This window comes from Massilia sp. CCM 8734 (genome assembly GCF_011682155.1).
Classification (GTDB): domain Bacteria; phylum Pseudomonadota; class Gammaproteobacteria; order Burkholderiales; family Burkholderiaceae_D; genus Telluria_A; species Telluria_A rubra.
Window position 1 is genome coordinate 33,069 of record NZ_WHJI01000018.1, and the last position, 26,094, is coordinate 59,162.

Consider the following 26,094-nt stretch of genomic DNA (forward strand, 5'->3'; position numbering starts at 1 on the left):
GTTCGCCATGGGCCATCCTGGCGCCCCCTGGAAGCGGCGTTTGCCGACTGTGTAAGCGCCTCAGCGGCGGCGCGCCAGGGCCAGTCCCAGCAGGGTCGTGCCGAGCAGGGCCAGGCTGCCCGGTTCCGGCACCTGGCCCGGCGGCGCGGCATTTTCGAAGCGCAGGTTGTCGAGCGCCAACGCCCCGTTGATCACAGGAATGGTGCGAAACACCACCCGATCGAAGCCGGACAAGAATTCGATGCCGATGAAGGAACCGCCCTCGCCATCGCCGGTAGTGTCGAAAAAATGGCTGCCGACAAGGGTATTGCCGAGGTAGGCATCGATGAAGGTGTCGTCTTCCGGATTGGTGCTGGCGTCCGCGCCCAGCCGGGTGATTACCGATGAAAACGTGATCATGCCGTCGATCCGGGGCGCGCCATCGAGGTATTTGAGCGCGACGTAGCTTTCCGGCGCCGGGGACGTGGCGTAAATGGCCAGGTCGAAATTGGTGAAACCGAGGCCGAGCGCCGCATACTGGTTGCCGATCGGACCGGCGACGGCGTTCTCGAAGTCGATCACGGTCGGGGCGCTAAAGCCGCCCACGCCAATCACGCCGGCCTGGGCCGTGCCGACCAGCGCGGCGGCCATGCAAGCGAGCATCTTCATTTTTCCAGGCATAGTCTCTCCATTTTTTGATTTTGCGCAAAGCTTATGACGCTTGTGCCAATGCTTTAGCAATTTCCGTACCCGAAACAACAAGGCCATCAATTCAGCCACTTAGCGCGACCGGTACCGGTTTGAAAAGCTCGACTGTAAAGAAAGCCGACACGGATAGTGTTATAATTTTAACTTCCGGCAAGGCTCTTGGCCTCGTCCGCAGGAAATGTTACTGTCTGCCGACATCGATGACTTTCCGTTACCATTACCGCCACCACCCATGTCCCTCGCCTTCAACGACTTGCCCCGGCAACGCATCCTGTCGGTCGACGCCTTTCGCGGCCTCACCTTCGTGCTCATGCTGTTCGTCAATTTCCTGGCCGGTGCGCGCGGCGTGCCGGCGTCGCTGCTGCACGCCGATGGCGGCGCTAACGGCATGGGCCTGGCCGACATCGTGTTCCCCGCCTTCCTGTTCGCGGTCGGCATGTCGATTCCCTTCGGCGTGAACAGCCGCCTCGCGCGCGGCGATGGCCCGGGCCGGGTGTTCGGGCACAGCGCCTGGCGCGCGCTGGCCCTGATCGTGATGGGCGTGTTCATGGTCAACGCCGAGTCGGGCTACAGCGAAGCGGCCATGCGCATGCCGATCGCGGCCTGGTCGCTGGCCTTCTACGCGGCGGTGCTGCTGGTGTGGGGCGTGTACCGGTTCGACAGCGCCCTGCTCAATGGCTGCCTGCGCGGCGCCGGCGTGGCCCTGCTGGCCGCCCTGGCGCTGCTCTGGCGCGGCGAGCACGCCGCCATGATGACGCCGCAGTGGTGGGGCATTCTCGGCCTGATCGGCTGGGCTTACCTGGCCGTTGCGCTGCTGTACCAGGCGGGGCGCGGGCAATTGACCCTGCTGCTGGGGGCCATGCCCGCCGGCGTGGCGCTGTACATGATCAGCAACAAAACCGGCGTCGGCACGGCCCTGTCCGGGCACGCCATCCATAGCGTGATCGTGCTGGCCGGACTGGTGTGCGCGCTGCTGTTCTTCGACGGCCAGCGCGGCGCGCCGCAGCGCCTGCGGCAAGCGGCCGCTTTCGCGCTGGTGCTGGCGCTGGCCGGATGGGTGCTGCACCACTGGTACCCGGTGTCCAAGATCGGCGCCACGCCGCCCTGGGCCTTGTATTGCGGCGCGCTGTGCGTGGCCGTGTTCGCGCTGCTGTACTGGCTGGTCGAGGTACTGGCCGTGCGCCGCTGGACCGTGCTGGTGGAGCCGGCCGCGACCAGTCCGCTGATCACCTACCTGCTGCCGTTCGCCATCGGCGCCGTCATCAGCCTGGCCGGCGCGCGCTTGCGCCCGGCGCTGCTCGAGGGCGACGCCGCACTGTTGGCCGGCGCCGTCTTTACGGCCACAATCGTGCTGGTAGTTGCACGCCTGAACATACATAATTGCAAGCTCAAGATTTAAGCAAGGAGAACAGATGTTGAACACAACCTGCATGACCACCCTGGCCTGCGCCCTCGCGCTGGCCGGCGCGACCACGGCGGCGATGGCGGCCCCGGCGCGCACCGCCGCCCCGGTCGAAGTCGGCTCGTACTACACCGCCTGGAGTACCGAGAGCGGTTTTCGCCTGAAGCAGCTTGACCAGGCCGGCGTGGCGGAACGCTTCACGTTCCTGAACTACGCCTTCGCCAATCTGTACAAGATGCCGGACAACACCTACCGCTGCGACAGCGGGCGCGACATCAAGGATGCGGCCGACGGCGGCGGCATGCGCGCCACGCTCGATTACGCCCGTCCGTTCACGGCGGCCGAATCGGTCGACGGCACGGCCGACACCGCCTCCCAGCCGCTGGCGGGCAATTTCAACCAGTTGCGCCAGCTCAAGGCCAAGCACCCCAAGCTGAAGGTCATGCTGGCCATCGGCGGGGCCGAATGGTCGCGCTGGTTCTCGGCCGGCGCCGCCACCGAACCGCTGCGGCGCGCGCTGGTGTCGTCCTGCATCGACCTGTACATCAAGGGCGACCTGCCGGTCCTGAACGGGCATGGCGGCAAGGGCGCCGCAGCCGGGCTGTTCGACGGCTTCGATATCGACTGGGAATATCCGGGCGTGCCGCTGATGGCGTACAACACCATCAGCCCCTCGGACAAGCAGAATTTCACCTTGCTGCTGGCGGAATTTCGCAGCCAGCTCAACGCGCTGGGCAAGAAGCAACGCAAGAAATACTACCTGACGGCGGCTGTCAACAGCGGCGCCAAGACCACCGACGCCACCGAGCCGGCCAAGTACGTCAAGTCGCTCGACTGGATCAACCTGATGACCTACGACTTCCACGGCAGCTGGACCAGGCAAGGCCCGACCGGCTTTCACTCGAACCTGTACCCCGATCCCGGCAGCCCCGACACCGACAAGCAGAGCGTGCACACCGGTGTCGAGCGTTTCCTGAAAGCCGGCGTGCCGGCCAAGAAACTGGTCATCGGCGTGCCCTTCTACGCGCGCGGCTGGACCGGAGTGGCGGCGGCGCGCTACGGCCTGTACCAGAGCGCGACGGGTCCGGCCAAGGGCTTCGAGGAAGGCACCGAGCGCTACTCGACCATCGCCGCGCGCAAGGCGCCCAAGTTCTATCATCCGGTCAGCAAGCAGCTCTGGACGTACGAGAACGGCACCTTCTGGACCTACGACGATCCGCTCGTGATCAAGGAAAAAGCCGCTTACGTGCGCGACCACCGCCTGGGCGGCATGATGTCGTGGGCCCTGGACCAGGACGACGCCGGCTTCGCGCTGTCCAAAGCCATGCTCGAAGCGAAGTGACGGCGCGCGCTGGCGCGCCACTGCGCAAGGTACTGGTCGTCTTCGCCCACGCGGCGCCGCATCGCTCGCGCGTGAACCGGCGCCTGCGCGACGCCGCGCGCGGCGTGCCCGGCGTCGAGCTGGTGGACCTGTACGAGACCTATCCCGACTTTTACATCGACGTGGCGGCCGAGCAGGAAAACCTGGCCGACGCCGCCGCGCTGGTGTTACTCCATCCGATACAGTGGTACGGCATGCCGTCCCTGCTCAAGGAATGGGTCGATGCGGTGTTGACGCCGGGTTGGGCCTACGGCGCCGGCGCCAGCGCGCTCGCGGGCAAGCGCTTCTGGCTGGCCGCCTCGACCGGCAGTCCGCTTGATGCCTATGCGCCGGACGCCGCGCACGGCCACCCGTTTGCGGCCTTCCTGCCGCCCTACCGCCAGATTGCCGCCCTGTGCGGCATGGAATGGCTCGCCCCCCACATCCTGCATGGCGCCCATCACGCCAGCGAGGAAACGCTCGACGCCCACATCGACACCTTCGTCGCCCGCCTGAGCGCGCTTACGAGCGCATGACCTCCCCTAAGAAAGCTCTGTAACAATGGAACACGGTTTGCTGCTTAACGCACTGATCTACCTGGCGGCGGCGGTGATTGCCGTGCCGATCGCCAAAAAACTGGGCCTGGGCGCCGTGCTCGGCTACCTGCTGGCCGGCATCGCCATCGGCCCGTGGGGACTGGGCCTGATCGGCGAGGTCGAAGACATCTTGCACATTTCCGAATTCGGGGTGGTGCTGCTGCTGTTCGTGATTGGCCTGGAACTCGAACCGAAGCGCCTGTGGTCGATGCGGCGCGCCATCTTCGGGCGCGGCGCGGCCCAGGTGCTGGGCGTGACCGGCGCCCTGTGCGCTTGCGCCATGCTGGCCGGGATCGACTGGAAGGTGGCGCTGATTGCCGCGCTCGGCCTGTCGCTGTCGTCGACCGCGATCGCCCTGGCCACGCTCGACGAGCGCAACCTGATGACCACCCCGACCGGCTCGGCCAGCTTTGCCATCCTGCTGTTCCAGGACATGGCCGCCATTCCCATGATCGCCATCGTGCCGCTGCTGGGCGTGGCGGCGCTTGAAGGCACCGAACAGGGCTGGCTGGGCGTGCTGAAGGTGGTCGGCGTGATCGGCGCGCTGATCTTCGCCGGGCGCTACCTGGTGCGCCCGCTGCTGCGCATCATCGTCAAGACCGGCATGCGCGAGATCTTTACCGCCTTCGCGCTGCTGCTGGTGATCGCCATTTCGCTGCTGATGCAATGGGTCGGCATGTCGATGGCGCTGGGCGCCTTCATGGCCGGCATGCTGCTGGCCGACTCCGAATACCGGCACGCGCTCGAGACCGACCTGGAGCCGTTCAAGGGCTTGCTGCTCGGGCTGTTCTTCATCGCGGTCGGCATGTCGGTCGACTTCGGCGTGTTCATGGCGCAGCCGTGGCTGATCCTGGGGCTGGTGGCGGCGTTCTTGTGCATCAAGATCGCGGTCCTGTACGGCATCAGCAAGATCGCCGAGATTCCACGCAGCCAGCAGGCGCTGTTCGCCTTCATCCTGTCGCAGGGCGGCGAATTTGCGTTCGTGGTGTTCGGCGCGGCCGAAGCGGCCAAGGTGTTCAGCGCCGAGGTGGCCTCGACGCTGGTGGTGGTGGTGGCGTTGTCGATGGTGGTCACGCCGCTGCTCTTGATCGCGCACGACCGCCTGATCGCGCCGCGCTACCGCGCCGACCAGAAGCGCCAGGCCGACAAGATCGCGCCCAACGACGAGCATGTGATCATCGCCGGCTTCGGGCGCTTCGGCCAGATCCTCGGGCGCCTGCTGGCGGCTAACGGGGTCAAGCTGACCGTGCTCGATCACGATCCGGACCAGATCGACCTGGTGCGCCGCTTCGGCATGGAAGTGTTTTATGGCGATGTGACGCGGGTCGACCTGCTGCACGCGGCCGGTGCGGCGCGGGCGCGCGCGCTGGTGGTGGCGGTCGACGATATCGACGACAGCCTGAAACTGGTGGACGCGGTGCGCAGGACGTTTCCGGACTTGAAAATCATGGCGCGCGCGCGCAATGTGACCCATTATTTCGACTTGCGCGACCGCGGCGTGACCATCATCGAGCGCGAAACGTTCGAGGCGGCGCTGAGGCTGGGGCGCGATGTGCTGCACGAGTTGGGCTTCGGCGCCTACCGGGCGCGCCAGGCGGCCAGCAAGTTCCGCATGTTCAATATGCGCAGCCTGGACAAGATTTATCCGTATTACAAGGACAAGGAACAGTTCCTGTCGGTGGCCAAGCAGGCGCGCGAAGAACTCGAAGCCATGTTCGCGCTCGACGCGGAGCTGGCCGAGGATGACAGGCAGAATGGCTGGGATAGGACATGAAAAGAAATAGCCTGCTACCAAAAACGCTGACGAAAGTCAACTGTCCGGTCTATTTCCTCGTCAGGAGAAACGACCTTCAAACGTCCACCAGAATAACAAAGGACTATTTTGAAACTGACGGCCTCAAAAAAGGCGGTGGTTGTATTTGAAGATTCCCGGCATCAGATTCATCGCGAAGAACCGGAGAAATTCCAAGCGACGATCAGCAGCATCTTGGTCGGCCTCCCCGCGCACTAGATTATGCATCGGGTGCCCGGCCAATGCGGCCCATCGCTCCCCGGCAGCGCCCATGCGCGATAATTGAAGACAAGCAACAGCGGGGCACCTTGAAAAACCGTAGCGAACGGTGCAAGTTTCGTCCGAGAAGTGCAGTCGTACGTAGGTATAGTGCACATCGCAGGTAGAAATTGCTCGCGCAGTAGGTTTCGAGGTCCCCAGTTGCTGTCTGGGCCCAACCGGTCGCGTACCGAATGCGCTATGCCAGGCGCACGCATTCCCCCTGACACGCTGACGACATCCCGTTAGCGATGTCGCACGATCACTCATGATATGGCCGTTAGATCCCGGCGCCGCGCTTCATTTCCCTCGGTGCGAATCCTGCTCATGGATGCAGAGGTGTTTCGCCGCCCGAAGTTCCGTCATTTCCACACTTCATTGACGCGACGCGCGAAGCGCTCACTTCGATACTGAACACACCCTGCGACTACGCATACTGGACCGGCTCCACTTATGCGTTGGCGCCATGCGCCTATCGATTACTCTCCTCCATTCGGGACATGATCATGACATCACCGACCAAACTGCTCCTCAGCGAACTAATACGCCAGCATATCGCCGGCAAGACCGTCATCGGCCTTGACACCTCACCCACAGGGACAGGAAAAACGACCTCCGGCAGCGAGTTCTTTCGGGACCTGAACGACTTTCTCATCAACACTGACGAGAACCATACACTGAAAATCGTTATCGTTGCTTCCCAACATCGTTACCTCGGCCAGTATTGGAAAAATGGCTACTACAAAGACGCCATTCGATTTCTCGGGTCACAAGAATACGCCCGAAAATTGCTCGAAATCACACAAGGAAAGGAAATGACTGTGCCCGTGGCCGTGGCCGACGAGATCGTAAAGGAAGGCTTGACTCCATGGAACTGTCCGCTTCAGGAAGACAGTGAATGGCTGGAAGAATTCGCGGCCCTCGCGCCAAGGCCGACCGTGGCGCTGCCAGAATTTCGTAGCGTGTGTCGAAAGCATCTCTTGCCCCGACTGCAGACGACGGCGCCGGATGTCCTCTTCCATCCCTGCAATCGAAGCTGCCCCATCGCTGGCGGCGACTTCTTCAGCGGCCAGGAGGCGGCCTCGCCGCATCAGCCAGCGATGCAGGAAATACAAAAACCCGGAGCACCGCGTATCGCGCTGATTACAGCGGCAAAACTGCGCTATCGCGCTGCCAGTTTCACGGAATCGAACGGCGAGATTGTTGAACAGGCGATCGACTTCAAAGAAATCGAACGTGCGATATTCGTGTTTGAAGAAGCAAATGAGGTATTCGAAACGTCCATGTCCTATGTCGATGAAAACTCCGCTGCAATCGAGTACCTGAGCTGCGCGTCACTGATCTCCGAGTTCTTCCGGCGTCGCCGCAAGCAGAACAAGACGCTGAAGCGCTTTTACGACCGCAGCAGGACCATTTACCTGACCAGTCGCAGCAATGCAATTTGCAAAAAAGGAACGTGGCTTCCTGTGAACATCTACATGGCGCCATCGAAAACCAAGCGCGGCCAAGCACGCCCAGGCCATCTGATGTCGGTTTGCCGGGACAGAGCCTCGATCGCGATCGGCGACATACCAAAATTCGATCTGACCATTAACGGCGGCAACGGCGGCATCCCACAATCCTATCGACTGGAAATCAACGACACAGCGCCGTCCCAGTTGACCGTGGTCATCCGCAGTATTTTCCGAAAGGCCATTATCCCCTTCGTTCGGCATTTCGTCCGGGCTGAAGCCATGGCCGGGGCGCCTGTCAACACGAGGCGTGTTACCCAGGAAGTCTATGAGACGCTTCAGATGCACAGTGCCACCGCACGCGAGCTGATCGCCCTAGCAACGAGTTCCATTGACAGCGAACGCAGCGGGCGAAATATCCGGTCGCCAGGCAATAACACCTTCGCCGATGACCATTACTATTTGCACGGTGTTGCCTTTGCCGAAATCCGCCATCGCGAAAATACCAAAAACGATGACCATCCATCCAGCCTGAGCCTGTTTGTCAGCCATGCGCCGCCAGAGCAAACCCTGTTTCGGCTCCTGCAGGCGCGCAACTCAATCCTGTTATCCTCCGCGTCGGTGAAGCTGCGCTCACCGCTCACGAATCTGAATCTCGATTGGTTGCTATCGAAGCATCGCGGCATCTTGGGCTCGTTGCCGGACGGCGCGGACCGTGTCGTTCTCGACCTCGATCAGCGCGGCAGCCCGCTGAACGAGAAAAAAGACGCCATCGTCAACGAACTGTTTGACGTCAGGAGGTGGGAACAGAACACACCCGACATACGCATTTTCCCGGTCCGGGATGGGGACGAGCGGGAATACGAGGATGGCTTGAACGCGCTGCTCGCCAAAATTGAGGAACTGAATGCGATCGACGTACCGGTGGTATGCATTGTCGCGACCAACTCCTATCGAAATGCGCGAAAGATCCTGCGCCGCCTGACCGATCTGTGCGAGGATGCCCGCATTGGTGAATTGATCGGCATTAACACCGATCGCGTAAAGCAAGGTCTCTCCGTAATGGAGCGCTGGGTCAGCAACGACGCGCCGGCGCGCGCGGCGAATGGGTTGGTGGTTGCATCCGAACACTCGATGCTGTTCGACAGCATCGAAGATGGCGTTGCCCGGTGCATGGGCAGGCTCCTCGGATGCGAGCAGGTACGAAATGGGATTGTCGTCGGCGTCTACAAGAAGATGATGCGCGGGGCAAATTTCAGAGTCGACACGCAGAATGTGGTGCTGAGCCGTATAGGAAAAAACTATCTACGGCACCAGCATGAAGCGGGGGAAAGCCACCGCTACCTGGATTTCAACGGCGTCGTGTTCGCGGAGCATCCTCGCAGTTTTGTCACCAGCGACAATTATCGGCGGGTTGCGATCCAGGCGATCTCCATAGGCGACCGTACCCTGCAACAAGAATTGACGGCAAAGCTGAGGGCCGGCAGCGTCATTCCGATCCAGCATGCCGTAAAATGGTCGGATTTCGGCGCCATGGCGGTGGTCGACCTGACCAATCAGGGAGTCGGTCGATTCGTCCGGTGCAGAGTCCCGCTTCCGGCACACCGCTTCCTAATCTTATCCGACAAACATGCTCGTCTTTTCATGCTCGGCAATGGTGGGAGCCGGCCAGACGAAATCATGACGACACCCGATTTGCGAGTCCTCAGCGTAGCCTGCAAGCAGTACTGGATCGACAGGACCATCTCATGCGACGGTGAGGACGGTGGCGTAGCGGAATGGATTTCACGGTCGTACAAAGGCGGCGTGCCGTTGACGCCGATCGAGTTGGAAGCGATCCGCGATGTGCGCGACTTTCTGTCCGATCCGTCGAACCATGCGATCCCGGCATCGACATTCCTGTCTGTGATTTCCGCAGCAATACGAACCAGAATACCTGGCTCCGGACCGGCGGCGCGCGTACGTGCCGCATGCGAGCAGGCACTGCACAGTTCCTATATCCGCACTTCAAAGGAAGAGCGTACCTTGGCCTGTGCCAAGACCAATACCTACATCATCCGGCATGCCGGCAGCGGACGCATTTCGCTGCTGAGCTACCCGCGCTATCCCTCCAATATGAAATCGATCAAAGGCGAGTTAATGCTGCTCAAGCCACGCGAGCTGTTCGAGATCGCCTACCCCGCTGGGGACGAACGCGCAATAGAGATGGCGTTGCGGGCTATACGCGGTCGCGACTACCTTGAATACGAGGTAAAGGCCGCAATCGACCACGAGACCTTCATGGGCGCCGTATTGGACGGCTCGCACGAGGCAGGCGACTTCCTGGTTACGATGGATGGCGTCAACCTGCTGCTTGACTGCAAAACAACAGCTATTGCGTCAAAATATAGTCCGTGGAACAGGTCACGAGAGGACTTAGCCGACGAAGTCACGAAAAAAACCCGACGGCTGGCGGCAAGTACCGGCAAGAACGCGGACGCCTTTGTCTTCATGTGCTCTGCGTGGCCATACCACGACATGTGGTACACGGACTCCTTTCTTCAGGAAGACTGCAATGTACCGGTCTACTGGATGGATGCCTGCACCTTGCTCAACGCAGCGCGCATGCCGCTCGAGCTAAAAACGACATTGACATTCATCGTTAATGCGATCAAAAGCGGCCGCAACGGCAAACCTGGCGACGCCGACACTGCCCGAGAGCCTGTATGAACGCCCGCGCATCGTCAGAGGACGCCCCGCCGCCCTTCGTTTTGAGCGCAGTCACGCTGGACGAAACGGCGATAAGGCGGTGGGCACGCAGCATGCAGGGCAAGCTAATCCGCCTTGACGAAAAGGAGCGGTACGGGCACTGGAACGAACTGCTTTACGCCTGTATCGCCCGACGTCGCATCAAGGCCAGCGTCCGTTCGCGCGAGAGCATTTGGGTGCTGCTTGCCGAACCGCTGGAGCGGATGCCCGAACCGGAACTGCGATGGCATGCGCGCGACGCTTGCGGCGATGAGATCGAGCCGCTTGCGCGCCTGCGTTTCGCCGAATGTGTTGCCCGAGTCGCACCGCATGGCGTCGTACAGTACATCGGCAGCACCCAGATGTTTATCAGCGATAGCTGGAAACAATCCAAGGCCCACCAACAGGCACTCGACGTCGCGATCAAGATGATCGCACCTGGGCGCTGGCTTATCGCCATGACCTCGGTCCTGTACACAAGCGAGATCGGCACGGTGGCAAACACCGCGCGTTGTTTTGTGGTCCGATCCGAAACGGGCCCGGATGCGACACGGGCCGTGCCGACCCGCAAAAACAGCACGGCGGGGCATCTTGCATATGCAACCGTCTCAGCGATCGCTACACGGGTTCCTTGGAAAGGACGCAACGGTGCCACTGCGATGGACCGTTACACCGCTCTACAACTGCTCACCGGCGAAATTAGTGTCGCTATGGGCGCGCGCCCCCTTCCTTGCACGATTTTCCCTTTGCATGCGTATCGCAAGGTCGGGACGACAAACCAACGCAAAACTGAACTCACCCATGCTCACGTCATGGCGCGTATTGCCGATCGTTTTTCAGGAAAAATCATCCATGTGTTCTCGCATCTGGGTCGTCCTGAATTTCTCAGTAGCCTCATGGCAGCACAATGTGGTTCTATAAAGTGGCAGAATACGTTTTCGCCCATGGACGACGGTGACAACCTTGAGGGCCTGCTCGCTGTGGTCAATACCCCGAGCAGCAATGGCGATGACGGCGAAGACGACATCAAAGCCAGGCTACGAGCAAGGCGCCTGCCGGTGTTACAGTGCATTACCGACAGACTGCTCGAACAAATGCGGCGCTCGATACAGCGCCGCGCAAAGCGCGAGGATCGAATCGATGCGGAAGGTCTTATCGAAACGCGCCGACCGGCCCAATTCCACGAGACAGTCGCGCGCGCGTTAATGGTTCAGCTAGTCTTGAAATATGAGCTTCATTCGGGACGCTTTCTGCTCGAAAGGCCCTGGATGGATGCCATTACCGACATCGGCCGCTATGCCTTTATTTACCGCGACTTCGGCGATCCGGCGTGGATCATCGTTCGCCCGAGCGATTCCACGCAGTTCACAACGGAAGCGGTAAAGGACCTCGATGTTCAGACCTTTCATGGGCGGACGCCGGTAATTATCGACCCGCCTGCATATGGCAAGGATGGCCGCGGCAAAGTTGCCGACGACATACTCACGCAGTGTCCCAATTGCGTCCTGATCAGGTCGACGCCGATCAATTTTTTCTCGTCGTCACGCAGAGCAAACGCCGGCATCTGGATCATTCCGGAACTGTTTGCCTATGTCGCAATGGGATCCGACGCGGGTAGCAGCGATCTTTCGTGTCAGGTCGCGCCCCGTGTGCGCATCGTCGAAACGTATCGCTACGGTGTCCCGACCGATGGCCAAGATCGCCGAAAGGCTCTTCTTGACATGGCAACGCTCAGTTACGACCCGACCATCCGAATGTTCCGAACGTCAGCCTTTCCAGTATTCTTTAAATTGGCAGCAGAGGCGATGGAGTTGATTGAACCAAGGACCACCGGCGACCTCGAAAAACCGTAGCGAACGGCATCAGTGTCGTCCGGGAAGCGCGACCGTACGAAGCTAAGGTAAGCATCGCAAGCGCGAAAATGACGCCGCGCAGCGGATTTTTTCGAGGTCTCCGAATAATCAAGCTTGAAAGCACATGTGTTCGGGACTCCCAAGCAAAACTGATACTTACTGCACGCTTGCCCTTCCCCGCCAGACTTGTGGAATGGGAAAAATCGAACCGGGCAAGCGGGCCTGCGTTTGCCGGTCCGCCAGCCCGTCGCACGCAGCCTGTTGTCCATGGCACGCCAACAAGCCGGCGGATACCGACCACATTTGCGTCAGCATGACCCCGCCCAATCGGTTTTCGTGCAATCTTTGTGCGCGTTGCTTCGCGGGCTGGTGGAATGGTGAAAACCTGATACCGGAAGGACGATACTGAAAAACACTAAGCAACGTCGAATGGAAAGCGCTCGATGCCTCAATTCGACGCCAATGGCATATCGGCCAGCGCAGCGACCCGTGCAGCTACTTTGCCCCAGAGCCGCTGGCGCTCCACCGTTTAGCCTGAAACTTCTCATCGACGACGAGTTCCGGCGTGCCTGGCGGCAGCACCTGCAACGACTTGAGAAATTCGATCAACGCATCCTGATCCGTCTTGCCGGCGGCCTGGAATGCCTGTCGTGACGCGATCGCTTCGCCGGCGTGTCCCAGCACCGCTTGCCGCATGGTGGTGAACATGCCGTGATGAAAATACGGTCCCGAATTGGCAATCCCCCACAGGCGACGCGTGAGAAAGCGCCGGTTCCCTACCGCGAATTTGGGAGCCCATACAGGCCAATTCATGTCGAGCGCTTCGGCCGGCATGTCGTCGGCCTCTCCAGAGATATCGTGCAGCTTGAAGTCGGTGTAGGCCGGCACCAGCATCGACTCATTACCCGGGTGAGCCGGCCCCAGGCGCGGCAGCGGCAGCGCGCGATCGTTCAGCTCGACGCGTACGGCGCGCACATCGCCAGCCTTCAGATTGCCGCTCGGATTGAAAGGGCCGGGTTCGCTAAACGTCCAGCCCTGCCGGCTCAGCGGCAGCGCGGGCACATGGCACTGTGCGCACTGAAACTGGCCGAACAGACGCTGGCCGCGCAGGATGGCGCGTTCTACTTCGGGCTCGTTCGGAACGACCTGCCCGGGCACCGCCATGACGGCCTGGAACAGCGTGGCGGCGGTGACATCCGCACGCGTCAATTCGTTCGAGAAGCCGTCCCCATCCGGGTCGAGGTTGGCGCCGAAGCGCTCGGTCGGCTGGATCCCGTGGTGATGATGGTACGAGGTGTTCGTGAAGTCGCGCAGCGATACTGAATTGCCGGCCTGGTGCCACGGACGCACCAGCAGGCTGGGCGGATCGATCGGCGTGGCGGTGATCAGGCTCTGGCGCGGCAGGCCGGTCACCTCGCGCACGTCCCACATGCCATCGCCGCGCCGCGTGATGCGGCCAAAATCAATGCCCTTGGCGACCAGGGCGCGCGTCTGGCCACGCTGCGTGCGGTCGCGGATGCGCTGCAGGTCGGCGCTGATCTCGCGCGCCAGCATTTCGATGTAGCCGGCGCCGAACATGCCCGGTGTGTGGCGCGAATTGGCAATGCCGGCCAGCGTCACCGGCATGCCGCGCTCGTCGAGCGAGCCTCTGGTGGGCACCGTATCGGTGCGCTCGAAGGTGGCGAAGTCGAAGCGCTGCCCCTGCACGAACACATTGGCGACGAAATCCCCGCTGCCTCCCGCGATGCCGTAGGGCTGGCTGTGGCAGCCCATGCAGGAATTGGCGTCCGGACCGGAAATGCGGTTGAACGAGCGAGCGCCACGCAGCGGCGCCAACGGATCCGACAAGGCGCGTCCGTTGCCCTTGGCGAGCGGCCGCCCGCCTCCTTCGGACAAGGTCCAGTTCGCCGAGAACACCTTGCGTCCATGCTCGATCAGCTCTGCCAGCGGCAGCACGAATTCCTGGTCGTCGCGCAGATGCTGGCGCAGCCCGAATTCGTCGCCGAGGCCCATGGCCTGAAGCGACGCGTCGACCTGGGCGAGCGCCCAACCGGCAATCCCCACGCTCAGCCCGGCGATCGCCAGTGCCATGCAGCGCCGGCGCGGGCTCATTTGGCGCTCCCCGATTTCGGCTGAACTTGCGGTGATGCCAGCTCAATGTTGACCAGGTCCGCGCCGCCGTCGCCCGTCAGTCCCGCTCCGCGCCCGATCAGCCGGCCGTCGCGCCATACTTCGATGCTGACACCGCCGGCAGGTACCGCGCCGAGTCGGAAGCGTCCCTGGCTGTCGGTATTGGTCATGCCCTGGTAACGCGGATTACCCGAGGACCGCACCCGCACTTCGGCGTTCGCCATGTTGTCGGCAACAGCGCCGCTGGCTTTGGCGCGCTGGACTGTCGCCCGCAACTGCGCGGGGGCGCTCGACGCCTCGGCCGGCACCGGGGCCGCCCCGGCCAGGGTCGCCGCTGGCGCCGCCAGCGGCGGCACCAGCGTCTGCACCTGGTAGCCGCCGCCCGCAAGCGGCGTAAACAAGATGAAGGCCTGGTCCAGGTCGAAGCGCTTGGTCTGGGTAAAATAGTCGTAAATAGCCGTTGCGGCTGGCAAATTCATTAGCGGCGTGGCGCCGAAGTCGACCTGCTGGAAGGGCGCGCCCGGCCCCGGCGTCAATCCGACCAGCGAGCCGGTGCCGAGCGCGGTGATGCCCTTGTAGGCAAACACAATCCGGCCATCGCGGAACAGTTGGATCTGGAGCGTGTTGGTGCCGGTGCCGGTGAGGTGACGGGTCTGGTCATACGTGACGATAAACCGACCGGGCAGGCGGTCGTTGACGAACACGCCGCCACCGCCAATCAGATCGTCGAAAAATGCCGCGATGCGTTTGCGGCGGTTGAACGAGGGAACATTTTCCGAATAGGTCGCGTCGCCCGCATCGAAAGTGATATAGCCATTGCTGCCGACCCAGGCGTCGCCGTAGACCTGCCCGTAGAACGGGAAATTGAACGGCAGCGTACGCTGAACGAAGCAATCGTCGCAGGTAGTCCAGCGCACGCCCACATCGGCTTCGAAGTTGAGCTCCACAACCGTGGTTGTTCCGGCCTGGGTGTCGCCGCCCGCCACCGCCGCCAGCGCTGGCGATGCGCCGATATGTACAGCGCCGCCGGCTGGCGTGTATTTCGCCTGGATCGCCAGCCTGGCGGAGATGGTGGGCACAGCGGCGATCCGAAAGCGCCCGGCACCGTCGGTGATCGCCGTCCTGCCGCCCGCTGCACTGACCAGTGCGCCCGGCACCGCGTTGCCAGCGACATCGACCACCTGTCCGACCACCGTGGTCAGCGGATCGGGCACGACCGACACCACCACCGGGGCGGCACTTCCCTCGTTGCCACCCAAGTCGCGCGCGATCGCGCCCAGGGTCAGCGTGCCGACCCCGTCCGGCACCGTAAACGTGTACTGATGCGGTGCGGTGGTGCTGGTGAACACGCCCTGGCCATCGATGCGAAAGCGCACCGCGGCCACTGCGATATCGTCGGCCGCATCGACGGCAACGGTGAGCTGCGCGCCTTCGACCACCTGGCTGCCGCTGTCCGGCAGCGTAATCGTCGCGCTCGGCGCCACCCGGGCCATGTCAGTGCGCGGCTGGTACTGGCCGATGTACAGGCCGCCATGGCCGTTGCTGCCGCCCCGCTGCCGGTCGTTGCGAACGGCGACCAGGTAGACATACCTGTCATCGATGGCGATGCCCATGCCTTCATCCTCGCGCGTGCCAAAGCTGAGGAGCGAGCGCGGCTGCATGTCGGCCGGATTGCTGATGTCGACGATCGGCACGCCGTTGAAATACATCACGTCGGCGCCAAGCGCGAAATTGCCCGACAAGACGACATTATTGAGCAGGCCGCCCGCCAAGTCGGCCGTCATCGATATCACCGCCGGCTCGGCAAGATTGGCGACGTTCACCGAGGTCAGGCCGTTGACAAAATCGGCTACCAGCGCGACATTGCCGCGCAGTGCCACGCCGCGCGCATCGCCGGTGGCGACGCCCCCGCGCAGCAGCGGCGCCGAGAGGTTGCTGATATCGACCAGTTGCAAGCCGGCGCTGCCGGCGGCGACCGCCACCAGGTTGCGGGTCGGATCGAGCTCGACGTTCCATGCCTTGCCGCCCACTTCGATCGACCCGGCCTGGATCATCGCGGCGGGGTTGGCCACGCTGACGATGTGCAGGCCGGCCCCGGCGGCCATATAGGCGGTGGTATCGCGCACCTTGACACCCATCGCGTTGCCGACGCCGGCGAAACTGCCCAGCAGCCTCGGCTTGGCCGGGTTCGACACGTCCACCGCCTTCAGGCCGGCGCTGGTGGCGAGGTAGGCCATCGTTCCGGACAGCGTGATGTCGTTGGCATTGCCGCCCACGTCAAGTAGCGCCGCCACCGACGGGCTGCGCCGGTCGGCGCCCAGGCTCACCACGTGCAGCCCGGTGGCGCCGGACGCGATAAACGCATAGTCGCCGTTGACCGCCACCCCGTTGGCAAAGCCCGGGATCTCGAGGAAGGCAAGCCGGGACGGGGTAAAATCCTGCACCGCGCCGGCCACCGACGCACTCTTGCCATTGTTACTGACGGTAATCGTACAATTACCTGGCTGGCTCGCGTGGACGCGGCCGTCGGCATCGCCGAAATTGCAGGTGGTCAGATTATCGCTGGCATAGGTGGTCTGGCGTTGCGCGCTGGTCAGGTCGATCTCGCGGCCGTCGATCAAGGTGCCGGTGACCGTCAACTGCACGCTGGCATTGCCGCTGAGCGAATTCACGTTCAACGTAAAGCCGCCTGGGGTCACGCGCAAGCTCTTCAGCGCCGCCGCCAGCTTGTAGCTGGCGCCATCGACCGGGTCGCTGCCAGTGGCGATTTCGGTGCCATCGTCGATGTCGTCCCCATCGGTGTCGTTCATGACCGGGCTACTGCACGCGGCGCGCGGGCAATGGGCCTCGGCGCCATCGCCCAGGCCGTCGCGGTCGCTATCGGCGTTGCGCGGATCGGTGCCCGCCTGGAATTCCTCGCGCGCAGTCATGCCATCGTGATCGAGGTCGAGCAAGGTGTCGGCCGGATTACCCGGATCCATCCCCAGACGCATCTCGTCGGCGTCGGGAACACCGTCGCCGTCGCTGTCGGCCCCGGCCAGCGCAACCCGCACTTGCACGATGCCCTGGGTGCCCTCGTTGATCGCCTGCGCCACCACGGTGCCGCTGCGCACGGCGGTGATCAGGCCGCCGGCCGTGATGGTGGCGATGGCCGGGTTGCTGATGCGGTAGCTGGTGCCGCTGGCGCTGACATCGACCTGGTCCGGGCTGCCGCTGTAGGTCGCCAGCGCCAGCGCCTGGGTGGTCGCGCCCACGCTGGAGAGCACGGCCGTGGGCACGCTCACCCGCACCGAGGTCGGGATGCGCGTGGTGGGGCCGAGGAGGATCGGCGGCAGGGTGACCGAGGCGTTGCCAGCAAACGTGAACGGCGCCGATTCGCCGTAGCTGGTCACGCCACCCTGGACGCAGGTGGCGCGCGCGCGCACGCTGCCGAAGTTGGCGGGAATGTTGGGCAGAACCCAGCTGCCGTCCGCTTTGACCAGCACATTGCGATTGAGGACGCTGACGACGCAGTTTTCGTTGAGCTGGGCGAGGGCCGGCCACCCGGCGCAGGTCAATACGGCAAGCAGCAGCGCGCGACCGATGCGCCGTAGTGTGCCCGCCGGGGGCAAGTTGCAGGTGCGGTCCATGTGCTCCATCCTCCTTGTCGGCAGCGGCGGCATCGTTGGATGATGCCGTTGCTGGTGTGCCAGAAAAGTGCTACTACAATGACATCACATGGGTCGTTAACGACGTATTCACGCCATCCCCGAGGTAATTCGCGCGCGTCGTGACATGCATCATCTTGGTACCGACAATGACAGCATGTACCTTGTAGCAAAACGACGACCGCTCGACAGCGATCGCGATGCGGGCCAGGCGTCGTCCATGAATGCTGTCGACCACCGTGGCGTAACATTTGCCACCGTCGTCGTACAGCGCCACCAGCCGGGTATCCGATAGCAGAATATCGACCAGTCCGGGGTAGGATGGCTTGATGACAGTGATCAACGAACTGACCGGCGCCAGCGAGGAATTGAACAAGTGCGCCGTCACCAGTCCCGGAAACACGATCTGCGTGACCATGGCAATCCGTTTGCCGTCCGGACTCTGTCTTGGCTGCGAGGCCATGCCGATCACGCGTTGCCGTTTCAGCGGCGCCAGAAGATCGGGCGCGCGCAAGTCCAGCGTGAATATCACGCCGCCGAACAGCCACGCACTACCCGTGGAATGGAGGACGGCGAAGCGGTCGGGATAGCCACGCAAACGCAGCACCCCCTGAAACTCGACCGACCGCGGGATGGGCTTGATCAACTTGAGCGCCAAGTCGGCATCGACTGTCACGAGCACTCCGTCGCCCTTGCCGTTGACGCCAAGGTCCAGTCCACCATTGTCGAGCGCCGAGATGTTTGTAACCCTGACGGTTCCATAGTGCAGCGCGGGCGGCAACGCCACCTCCACGATCCGGGCGCGGCCGTTTCGTACCCTGCCGATATAGACCGAACCTGGTCCGTACGTTTTCACGAAATACAGATCTCCATATCGCGAAAAAGCGTAATTGAAATTGAAGTCCGTTACGCCATCGAGTTCCGGGATCCGGGTGAATGTACCGGCACCGCCGGCTGCTGGCACGGTGATGAGTACGATCTCAGCGCAGGGGCCGAAGTCCTTTCCTGGCGGCCTGCGGCCTGCCAGCACGGTCAGGCTGTCGCCCTTGTCCGACGCCCTGACGGCGAGTGTCTCAAGGTTGTCGCCGACGCCAGTCACAGGCGCTGCGAACAGGTAGCTGGCGCTGGCGGCAATGAAGATGGCGACGAACAATCGGGCAATCGAAGCTCTCACGATATTCTCCTGAAACCTCAGCTACCAGGGACTTGGCCCCAGTAGCACAGCGATATAACAATGAGCAAGGGCCGTGGCCGCCACCGTCCGTTCACAGCGCCAAGAACAGGAGCGAGTCGTCGTCGATAGTCCAGCTGCCTCATGGCGCGCTTACAAGGGTACGATCTGGGTCATCAACGTCGTACTCGCGGGGCCTGCATTTTCCTCACTGTAGGCTGCCGCCAACATTAACCTGGTACCGGCGATGACGCCGCTCACATTCAAGCATCGCATGCCTGAACCGGCCGTCACGTCATGCCGCGCCAGCTGACGCCCGTCGCGACTATCGGCAACGGTGGCATAGCATTTTCCCTTATCAACATGCAGCGCCACCAACCGGGAATCCGACAGCAAGATCCCAACCGGCGCGAAATAGTATGGTTGGTCGACGATCACCTGGCTTTTCACCAAGGCGAGCGAGGCGTCGTACAAGTGCGTCGTCACCAATCCGGGCTGGTACGAACGGGTGGACAAGGCTATTCGTGTGCCGTCGGGGCTTTGCACTGGCAGCGAGGGCATTCCCATCACCTGCTGCCGGCCTATTGTCGCCACCAGATCGGGAGCACGCAGTTCCAGGGTAATTGTCACCCGTCCTCTCCAGGCATCCGTACCGGTGGAGCTGACGATCATGAAGCGGCCCGCCTCGCCCCGCAGCCGCAGCACTCCATGGAAGTTGGTTGAGCCGGGAATTTTCCGAATTGACTTGACAGAAAGATCTGGTTTCATTGACAGCAACGCGCCATCTCCCCTACTGTTCATGCCAATGTCAAGCTCGCCGTTATTGAGTACCGCGATATTGCTGACTCTGAAACTACTGTCGCGCAACTCTGGTGGGAGCGCAATACTGGCCCCTGCAGAGCGGCCGGTGCCCACCTTGCCGACCCGGATCACGCCGGTATCGGCTGTTTTCTCAAAATAGAGCTCTCCTTCGTTTGAGAATGCATGCTGGAAATTGACGTCAGTCGACCCATCCAGCTCCGGGATGTTGGTGAACTTACCTTTCCCACCCGCAGCAGGCACAATAATAAGACCTACCTCGACAAAGCTCCCAGAGATGTCCCCGGACGCCCTGCGTCCGGCAAGTACGGTCAATCGTTCACCGTCAAGCGCGGCACCAACTCCGATTATTTCTAGATCTTTGCCCACATCCGTTACCACCCCCGCTGACAAGCGGCCAGTGCTGAGGGCAATGATCATGGTAACAATACACCTGCCAATCAGAAATCTCACAGTATTCTCCTCGTGAAGTAGCAGCCAATCGTTATGGAACACCAATCGGCCTACAGCACGTGCAGTATTGTTGCTGGCGCTTATTGTGTGTAAAAATACCTAACTCGCGCAGAACATTGACGTAGGACTGAGCAGCGGCCATACAGGTGCGATATTCCTCATTAAACTCGACGAACTCGGCACTTCCAGACGTGTATGGATTGGGAGCGCGATAGGCTACATTACAAACTGCGCTTGCACGAACAAGAAACTCGTCGTCGGCACTTCTCTTTGTTTTCCCGCATGTTTGATATGCGACGTCATGCCAGTTACATGGCAGATTGCGGCCAGGAGCTCCGCTGCCAGATTTCGGCGGGTTTGATTCTACAGCGCCAAAAGCAGTGGACGTACCCCGATGATTTAATTGGGTAAAGGGATTAGCGAGCGCCATCGGATCCTGAGGCGACGACGAGCATCCATCAATTTCATGGAAAAGCGACCTGTTCTGCGAACGCAGTGCCGGGCTGCATTGTTGTTCAAAGAGAGCAACGCTCGGAGCAACGTTAGGAATCCGCTTACCCTCGAAGCAGCAGCTCACCTCATCGTTGGGATTTGGCGCCGGCTCGTTCACGGGCGTACGCACCCCGTTCTTACAAGCTCTGCAATCCTGTCCCGTTTTCTCCGAATCCTTGTTCTGGCTCACCAAGCTGCCCGCGCGGCAAACCTCCTCCTTGCAATCGGTGGGCGACGCCTGCGGCGGCGTCTGTCCATCGTCGGCGATACAACTAGACCCCTCGCACTTCTGGCACGTCGGGCAGGTTCCGGCCGCCCCGGTGGAAGCCGGATTGCCGCCGCTATGCCAGCCCGCCTTGATCACCCCGGAGCCGATATCGGAACTGATGGTCGAGCCATCCTGGCTGACCGTGGCGCTGCCGATCGCCACGAAGCTGGCCAGGTCGTGATCGTACGAATACATTTCGGTGACCGCGCGCGGCGCCAGCCCGTCCACGTTGGGAATCGTCATGCGCGCCGGCGGGTTGAAATGCGTGCCGACCGGCTGGATCGTCACGATAAAGCGCGGCTGCTGGCCGAAGCCGGGCACCATCGGCACCTTGTCGATGTTGACTGGCGTGACCGACACGCAGCCGCTGCGCGAGCCACCCGGAAAGGTCGCCGCGCCGGCCGCGATGGTCAGGGCAAAACCTGGCGCCTCGGGAATCGTGACGGTGCCGCCGGTCGTCTCATCGACGCAGGCGCGATTGCCGTGATTGAGTTCGGGCAGGTATACCGGCATGCCGATCGTATTGTCGTGCCCCGCGATGGTAATCATGTCGAAGTCGAGCGTTGGCCAGCTGCCGGGGCGCAGTGCGGTGCCGCCGTCGGCCATCAACTTGAAGATACCCACCGGCACCGGCTGCATCAGAAACTGCCCTTGCTCGTCGGTGCGCACAGGCGCCGCCATCTCCTGCGGGATGTTGCTGGCATTGCCTTGGGAGATGTGCAGCAGGCGCATCGTCACGCCGGGGATCGGCTTGTTGCTGTTGTCGAGTACCACGCCGCTGATGCGGGTCTGGCTGGCAGGACCCGGCACCTTTCCGGTGGCGGCGAACGCCGCCGCATGCCAGCGGTTGCCGCTGAAACTCACCTCGACCACGTTGTTGTTGATGCCAGGCTCCGGCCCCATGACCAGGGTCGCGGCAACCCGGCCGTCGCTGTCGCTGATTGCTTGCAACGTGCGGTTGCGCGAGGGACCAAAGCCGCCGCCGCCGCTCACGCTGGTGAAGATGAGCGGCACGCCCCCCAGGCGGTTGTTGCTGGCGTCGGTGACCACGGCGATGAGCGGCAACGGCAGTGCCTGGCCGACCACGCCAACCTGGTTGTTGCCCGAGTCTACCACCACCAACTGCGCAGCGGTCGGCGTGCCGCTGGCAACAAAGTCGGCGGTGCTCGCCACCCCCGCCGCGCTGGCTTCGACCAGATTGTTGCCCGAGCCGGCGCGGCTGCCCAGCCTGAAATATGCGCGCGCCTGTCCTTGCGCATCGGTATTGACCGCCATGGCACTGAGGCCGTATCCGGTCGCCTGGGTCGCGCCGAGCGTGCCATCGAGGCCGATCACGCGAAACACCACCGGCTTGTCGACCTGCGGCGCGCCCTGCCCGTCGAGCAGCTTGACAACCAGCGGCGCGGCCACGGCGGCGCCGACCAGGGCGCTCTGGTTGTTGCCCGACACGATGGACAGCGAGGCCCGACCCGGCGCCAGGCGCTCGAGCTTGACCGTAGTGGTGGCCCGGTTGCCGGCCCGGTCTGTCGCGACTGCCTGGATCTGATTGGCGCCGAGCGCCAGCGGCACGTCGCGCGCCAGGAAGCTGCGGTTGAGGACCTCGGCGGCAACGCCGTTGACGGTGACCGTGGCTTGCTGCGGATTGACCGTGCCGACCACGATGTCGTTGACCACGCCGCTGACCGTCACCACTGCCGCGCTGGTGCTGGCGCCCTCGGCCGGCGAGTAGATTTCCACCTTCGGCGCAGTAGTGTCGAGCGTGACCAGCACACTGGCGGTGCTGGTGCTGCCATTGCTGTTGGTGGCCACTGCGGTCACGGTGTTGGGCCCTTCGTTGAGCGGCACCGCAGCCGCAAAGCGCTTATCGCTTAGCGGCGCGGCAATGCCGTTGATCTTGACCAGCGCCGCGCCATCGCCAGTGACGCCTTGCACCGTCAGTACCGGGGTATTCAGGTACGCGCCGTCGGCCGGCGCGGTGATGCCGACGCCTGCCGCGCCACCGGTGATGGCGAACGACAACGGCCCCGAATAAACCAGCGGCCCACCCTCGGAAAACCGGACCGCGACCCGGTAGTCGATGGTCCCGGCCACGTTTTCAAGCACCGTGGTGCGCAAGGTATAGGTACTGTCGTTGGCGGCGCTGTCGCCTGCGTTTCCATCATCACGCAGTTGGCCGATCGTCGCAAGCGGCGCACCGCTCGCGTCCAGCTTTTGCAGTGTCACGCTGGCCGGTGGCGTTGCGCCATTGTCGATGAGCGCGGTAAGCGTCGCCAGTACGCCAACGCCAGCCGGTCCCGTGGCGGGGGCAAACTGGACGGGACCGATGACCGGCGCCGGTGTCCTGGTCACAACCAGTTCCAGCGGGCCCGCCTTGGTGCGCACGATTTCCCGCGTAAACCCGGCCGAGACCTGGAAACGGATCGGTCCTTCGCCGGCTTCCTGCAGGGTGGCACGCAGCGTGTAGATCTTGTCGCCCGCCAGCGCGTCTCCCTGCTGACCATCGTCATGCAGGAGACCCAGCACCGACACGATGGCGCCGGCCGCGTTGAGTCGCTGCACGTTCGCACTGCCTGCAAGGTAGCCGGGGTCGGTGATCCTGACGCTGAAGGTGACTGCCGAGGGAATGCCGCTGGTAATGCTGCCAGGCGTGATGGACGGCGCCCCCAGCGTGCCCGCCTCGGCACGCCAGCATAGCAGCGAGCCAAGCAAGATGACGCCGATTCCGACCGCCCTGCGGATGTGCTGGAACAGCTTGCTCATGCGCGCCTCCTCACATGTTGCGTTTGAACTCCAGCGGCGAACGGCGACGCAACGCAGCGAACAGCCCGACGCTTATCAATGCGATGGTCGATGGCTCTGGTATGGCGACAGTGGCGTCGACGCTTAAATCGTCGAGGACGAACGAGTTGCCGTCGGCGTGCGCAGTCAGGGTGATGTAGGAAATGCGGCCGTCGGCACTATCGACCTGGAGAAATTCATTGGAACTGCTGTCCGGATCGCCGCTGCCGTCGGCCAGATTGATTCCATAGGCGCCAATGCCGGTATCGAGCAACACGCCATCGACATCGTAGGCGGTTACAGTCAGGCCGCTTGAATAGGTGAAGTAGCCACCGACACGGAACACCGGCGAGAAAAAGGTGATGGTAATCGGCCCACCACTGTCGAACACGACGCCATCGGAGGAATGCGCAGGATACGCCAGGTCATTGAGCGAGCCCTTGGCCATGAGCACCGTGGCCTGGCTGAAACTTAGTCCGGCATATTGCGAGGACAGCACTGTACCGTCCGTAAAGCTGTCGAAGTCGTAGACGATCGGCCCAGCGCGCGCGGAACCCGTTGCGGCTGCCGCAATGAACGCGGCCACGGCGGCAATCATTGTCTGTCGTATCAGAAGTTCCATGTCGTATCCGGCTGTCTTTGTCGCTTGCGGCCGGGACGGCCACTGCACGAATTTGCCTTCAACAATACGCATTTTCCGCGACCAAAAGTCGTCGCAAACAAACAATTTATGAAATGACGCGTTATTCCTACGCATTCGCCATGAGGGCGATGTTCCGGCATCGAACAGACTGAACTGGCACGAAAAATACAGGCCCATCCGGGCCGGCGCACGCGGCCTCCGGATGACTGTCAGTTCCGTCATCGACAGGCGCGGGCCGTCACTGTAGACTCCGCTCAAACGATATTTCCATAAATACAATCAACAAGTCCATGAACATCCCTGAAAAACTCCGCTCGATCAAAGCCTCGCTCTCCGAACGCAGCCGCGAACGCAAGCGCCTGCGCGGCCCGGCCGACCTGAACTACGCCATCGCCGATGCCATCGAGCTGCTCGACGCCGCCGCCTGGCAGGCGCTGGCCCGGCACGCCGGCTTCTTCATGTCCTTCGACTACCTCAAGGCGCTCGAACACGTGCTGCCCCACAACCTGTCGCCGCGCTACGCCCTGATCTACAGCGGCGCCGGCCCCGAACGCATGCCGGTCGCGGCCGTGTACATGCAGATCGCCGACATCAGCCTGGCCCAGGCCCGCCCCGACAAAAGCGGCTCGGCCTCGACCCGCCCCGCTGCGCTCGACGAGCTGGCCAAGAAGACCACCCAGCGCATCCTCACCTGCGGCAACTTGCTCACCTTCGGCCAGCACGGCATCGCCATGGCGCCCGACGCCGATCCCAAGCTGGCCTGGCATGGCGTGGCCGAAGTGCTGTACCGCGTGCGCCAGGCCGACAAGCTGGTCGGCAAGACCCACTTCATCATGATCAAGGACTTGCACGCGCCCCACATCGACCACGCGGCCCACCTGGAGCACCTGAGCTACCGCTACGTGGAAACCGAGCCGAACATGGTGCTGGCCCTGCAGGACGACTGGAAGCACTACGACGACTACCTGGCCAGCCTCGCCTCCAAGTACCGCAGCGGCGTGCGCAACGCGGTGTTCAAGACGCTCGATGAAGCGGCCTGCACTGTGGAACAGTTAAGCGACCTGGACGCCGTGCGCGACCAGATCCACGGTCTCTACAAGGAAGTCCAGGTCAACGCGGGTTTCCGCCCGTTCGAGCTGCGCCCCGAGTATTTTCCGGCGCTGCAAAAGGCCGCCGGCGAGTGCTTCCGCTGCAGCGTGCTCAAGCGAGATGGGGCGATGCTGGGCTTCTTGATATCGGTGGCCGATGGCGATACATCCATCGCCTACCATATCGGCTTTAACCGCGCGGCGGCGGCCGACCTGCCGATCTATCTGCGCCTGCTGCACGCCGGCATTGCCGACGCCCTGTCGATGGGCTGCAAACAGGTTTCGTTCGGCCGCACCGCGCTGGAACCGAAGGCGGCGCTGGGCGCGAAACCGCAAACCTTCGGCATCCTGGTGCGCCACCGCCAGCCCGTGCTCAACAAGATGATCAAGCACCTGTTGCTGGGCATCGAGCACGATGACGCACCCGAGCGCAGTCCGTTCAAGAAGCCGGCCAAGGTCGCCTGAAGCCAGGCTGAACC

General features: G+C 62.6%; 14 protein-coding genes. 7 read left to right on the top strand and 7 right to left on the bottom strand.

The genetic code is table 11. From position 1 onward, the window contains the following. Window positions 1–60: 60 nt before the first annotated feature. Window positions 61–660, bottom strand: coding sequence for a PEP-CTERM sorting domain-containing protein (locus tag F2P46_RS17750; protein WP_166892342.1), 600 nt, complete (start codon window positions 658–660; stop codon window positions 61–63). 259 nt (window positions 661–919) lie between these two features. On the opposite strand from F2P46_RS17750, the gene F2P46_RS17755 reads away from it, so the two are divergent. From F2P46_RS17755 to F2P46_RS17780, 6 genes are all read left to right on the top strand, one after another. After that, complete coding sequence (locus tag F2P46_RS17755) at window positions 920–2,086, top strand: DUF5009 domain-containing protein (protein ID WP_166892344.1); 1,167 nt, start codon at window positions 920–922, stop codon at window positions 2,084–2,086. A 13-nt stretch (window positions 2,087–2,099) separates the two neighbouring features. After that, window positions 2,100–3,431 carry a glycoside hydrolase family 18 protein gene (locus tag F2P46_RS17760; protein ID WP_166892347.1) on the top strand — a complete coding sequence of 444 codons (1,332 nt, stop codon included), beginning with the start codon at window positions 2,100–2,102 and terminating at the stop codon, window positions 3,429–3,431. After that, the gene (locus tag F2P46_RS17765; RefSeq protein ID WP_368737926.1) at window positions 3,428–3,985 is read left to right on the top strand and encodes an NAD(P)H-dependent oxidoreductase; all 558 of its coding nucleotides are present in this window, start codon (window positions 3,428–3,430) and stop codon (window positions 3,983–3,985) included. Before F2P46_RS17760 ends, F2P46_RS17765 begins: the two co-directional genes overlap by 4 nt. A 25-nt stretch (window positions 3,986–4,010) precedes the next feature. After that, complete coding sequence (gene kefC, locus F2P46_RS17770; protein ID WP_166892350.1) at window positions 4,011–5,819, top strand: glutathione-regulated potassium-efflux system protein KefC; 1,809 nt, start codon at window positions 4,011–4,013, stop codon at window positions 5,817–5,819. Window positions 5,820–6,601: 782 nt separating this feature from the next. Continuing rightward, entirely contained in the window at window positions 6,602–10,255 is a 3,654-nt protein-coding gene (locus tag F2P46_RS17775) for a hypothetical protein (protein ID WP_166892353.1), read from the top strand. Then, window positions 10,252–12,126: a hypothetical protein gene (locus F2P46_RS17780; RefSeq protein ID WP_166892356.1), complete on the top strand. Its 1,875-nt coding sequence runs from the start codon at window positions 10,252–10,254 to the stop codon at window positions 12,124–12,126. The genes F2P46_RS17775 and F2P46_RS17780 overlap by 4 nt, the downstream gene beginning before the upstream one ends. 495 nt (window positions 12,127–12,621) lie before the next feature. On the opposite strand, the gene F2P46_RS17785 is transcribed toward F2P46_RS17780, so the two are convergent. The 6 genes from F2P46_RS17785 to F2P46_RS17810 form a co-directional block, all read right to left on the bottom strand. Beyond that, entirely contained in the window at window positions 12,622–14,238 is a 1,617-nt protein-coding gene (locus tag F2P46_RS17785) for a di-heme oxidoredictase family protein (RefSeq protein ID WP_166892359.1), read from the bottom strand. Next, window positions 14,235–17,885, bottom strand: coding sequence for an Ig-like domain-containing protein (locus tag F2P46_RS17790; protein ID WP_166892362.1), 3,651 nt, complete (start codon window positions 17,883–17,885; stop codon window positions 14,235–14,237). Before F2P46_RS17790 ends, F2P46_RS17785 begins: the two co-directional genes overlap by 4 nt. A gap of 73 nt (window positions 17,886–17,958) precedes the next feature. Next, on the bottom strand, window positions 17,959–19,077 hold the full coding sequence (locus tag F2P46_RS17795; protein ID WP_166892365.1) for a hypothetical protein: 1,119 nt from the start codon (window positions 19,075–19,077) through the stop codon (window positions 17,959–17,961). Window positions 19,078–19,227: 150 nt separating this feature from the next. Further along, on the bottom strand, window positions 19,228–20,346 hold the full coding sequence (locus tag F2P46_RS17800) for a hypothetical protein (RefSeq protein WP_166892368.1): 1,119 nt from the start codon (window positions 20,344–20,346) through the stop codon (window positions 19,228–19,230). 31 nt (window positions 20,347–20,377) lie between these two features. Next, window positions 20,378–23,866: a choice-of-anchor X domain-containing protein gene (locus F2P46_RS17805; protein WP_166892370.1), complete on the bottom strand. Its 3,489-nt coding sequence runs from the start codon at window positions 23,864–23,866 to the stop codon at window positions 20,378–20,380. A gap of 10 nt (window positions 23,867–23,876) precedes the next feature. Then, window positions 23,877–24,785, bottom strand: a complete 909-nt coding sequence (locus F2P46_RS17810) for a PEP-CTERM sorting domain-containing protein (RefSeq protein WP_166892373.1) — start codon at window positions 24,783–24,785, stop codon at window positions 23,877–23,879. Window positions 24,786–24,817: 32 nt separating this feature from the next. On the opposite strand from F2P46_RS17810, the gene F2P46_RS17815 reads away from it, so the two are divergent. Beyond that, window positions 24,818–26,080: a GNAT family N-acetyltransferase gene (locus F2P46_RS17815; RefSeq protein ID WP_166892376.1), complete on the top strand. Its 1,263-nt coding sequence runs from the start codon at window positions 24,818–24,820 to the stop codon at window positions 26,078–26,080. The last annotated feature ends 14 nt before the right edge of the window (window positions 26,081–26,094 follow it).

Excerpts from the sequence above, each read along its gene's own strand:
- F2P46_RS17750 (WP_166892342.1), bottom strand. The coding sequence starts at position 660 with ATGCCTGGAAAAATGAAGATGCTCGCTTGCATGGCCGCCGCGCTGGTC.
- F2P46_RS17755 (WP_166892344.1), top strand. The coding sequence starts at position 920 with ATGTCCCTCGCCTTCAACGACTTGCCCCGGCAACGCATCCTGTCGGTC.
- F2P46_RS17760 (WP_166892347.1), top strand. The coding sequence starts at position 2,100 with ATGTTGAACACAACCTGCATGACCACCCTGGCCTGCGCCCTCGCGCTG.
- kefC (WP_166892350.1), top strand. The coding sequence starts at position 4,011 with ATGGAACACGGTTTGCTGCTTAACGCACTGATCTACCTGGCGGCGGCG.
- F2P46_RS17775 (WP_166892353.1), top strand. The coding sequence starts at position 6,602 with ATGACATCACCGACCAAACTGCTCCTCAGCGAACTAATACGCCAGCAT.
- F2P46_RS17780 (WP_166892356.1), top strand. The coding sequence starts at position 10,252 with ATGAACGCCCGCGCATCGTCAGAGGACGCCCCGCCGCCCTTCGTTTTG.
- F2P46_RS17785 (WP_166892359.1), bottom strand. The coding sequence starts at position 14,238 with ATGAGCCCGCGCCGGCGCTGCATGGCACTGGCGATCGCCGGGCTGAGC.
- F2P46_RS17790 (WP_166892362.1), bottom strand. The coding sequence starts at position 17,885 with ATGGACCGCACCTGCAACTTGCCCCCGGCGGGCACACTACGGCGCATC.
- F2P46_RS17805 (WP_166892370.1), bottom strand. The coding sequence starts at position 23,866 with ATGAGCAAGCTGTTCCAGCACATCCGCAGGGCGGTCGGAATCGGCGTC.
- F2P46_RS17815 (WP_166892376.1), top strand. The coding sequence starts at position 24,818 with ATGAACATCCCTGAAAAACTCCGCTCGATCAAAGCCTCGCTCTCCGAA.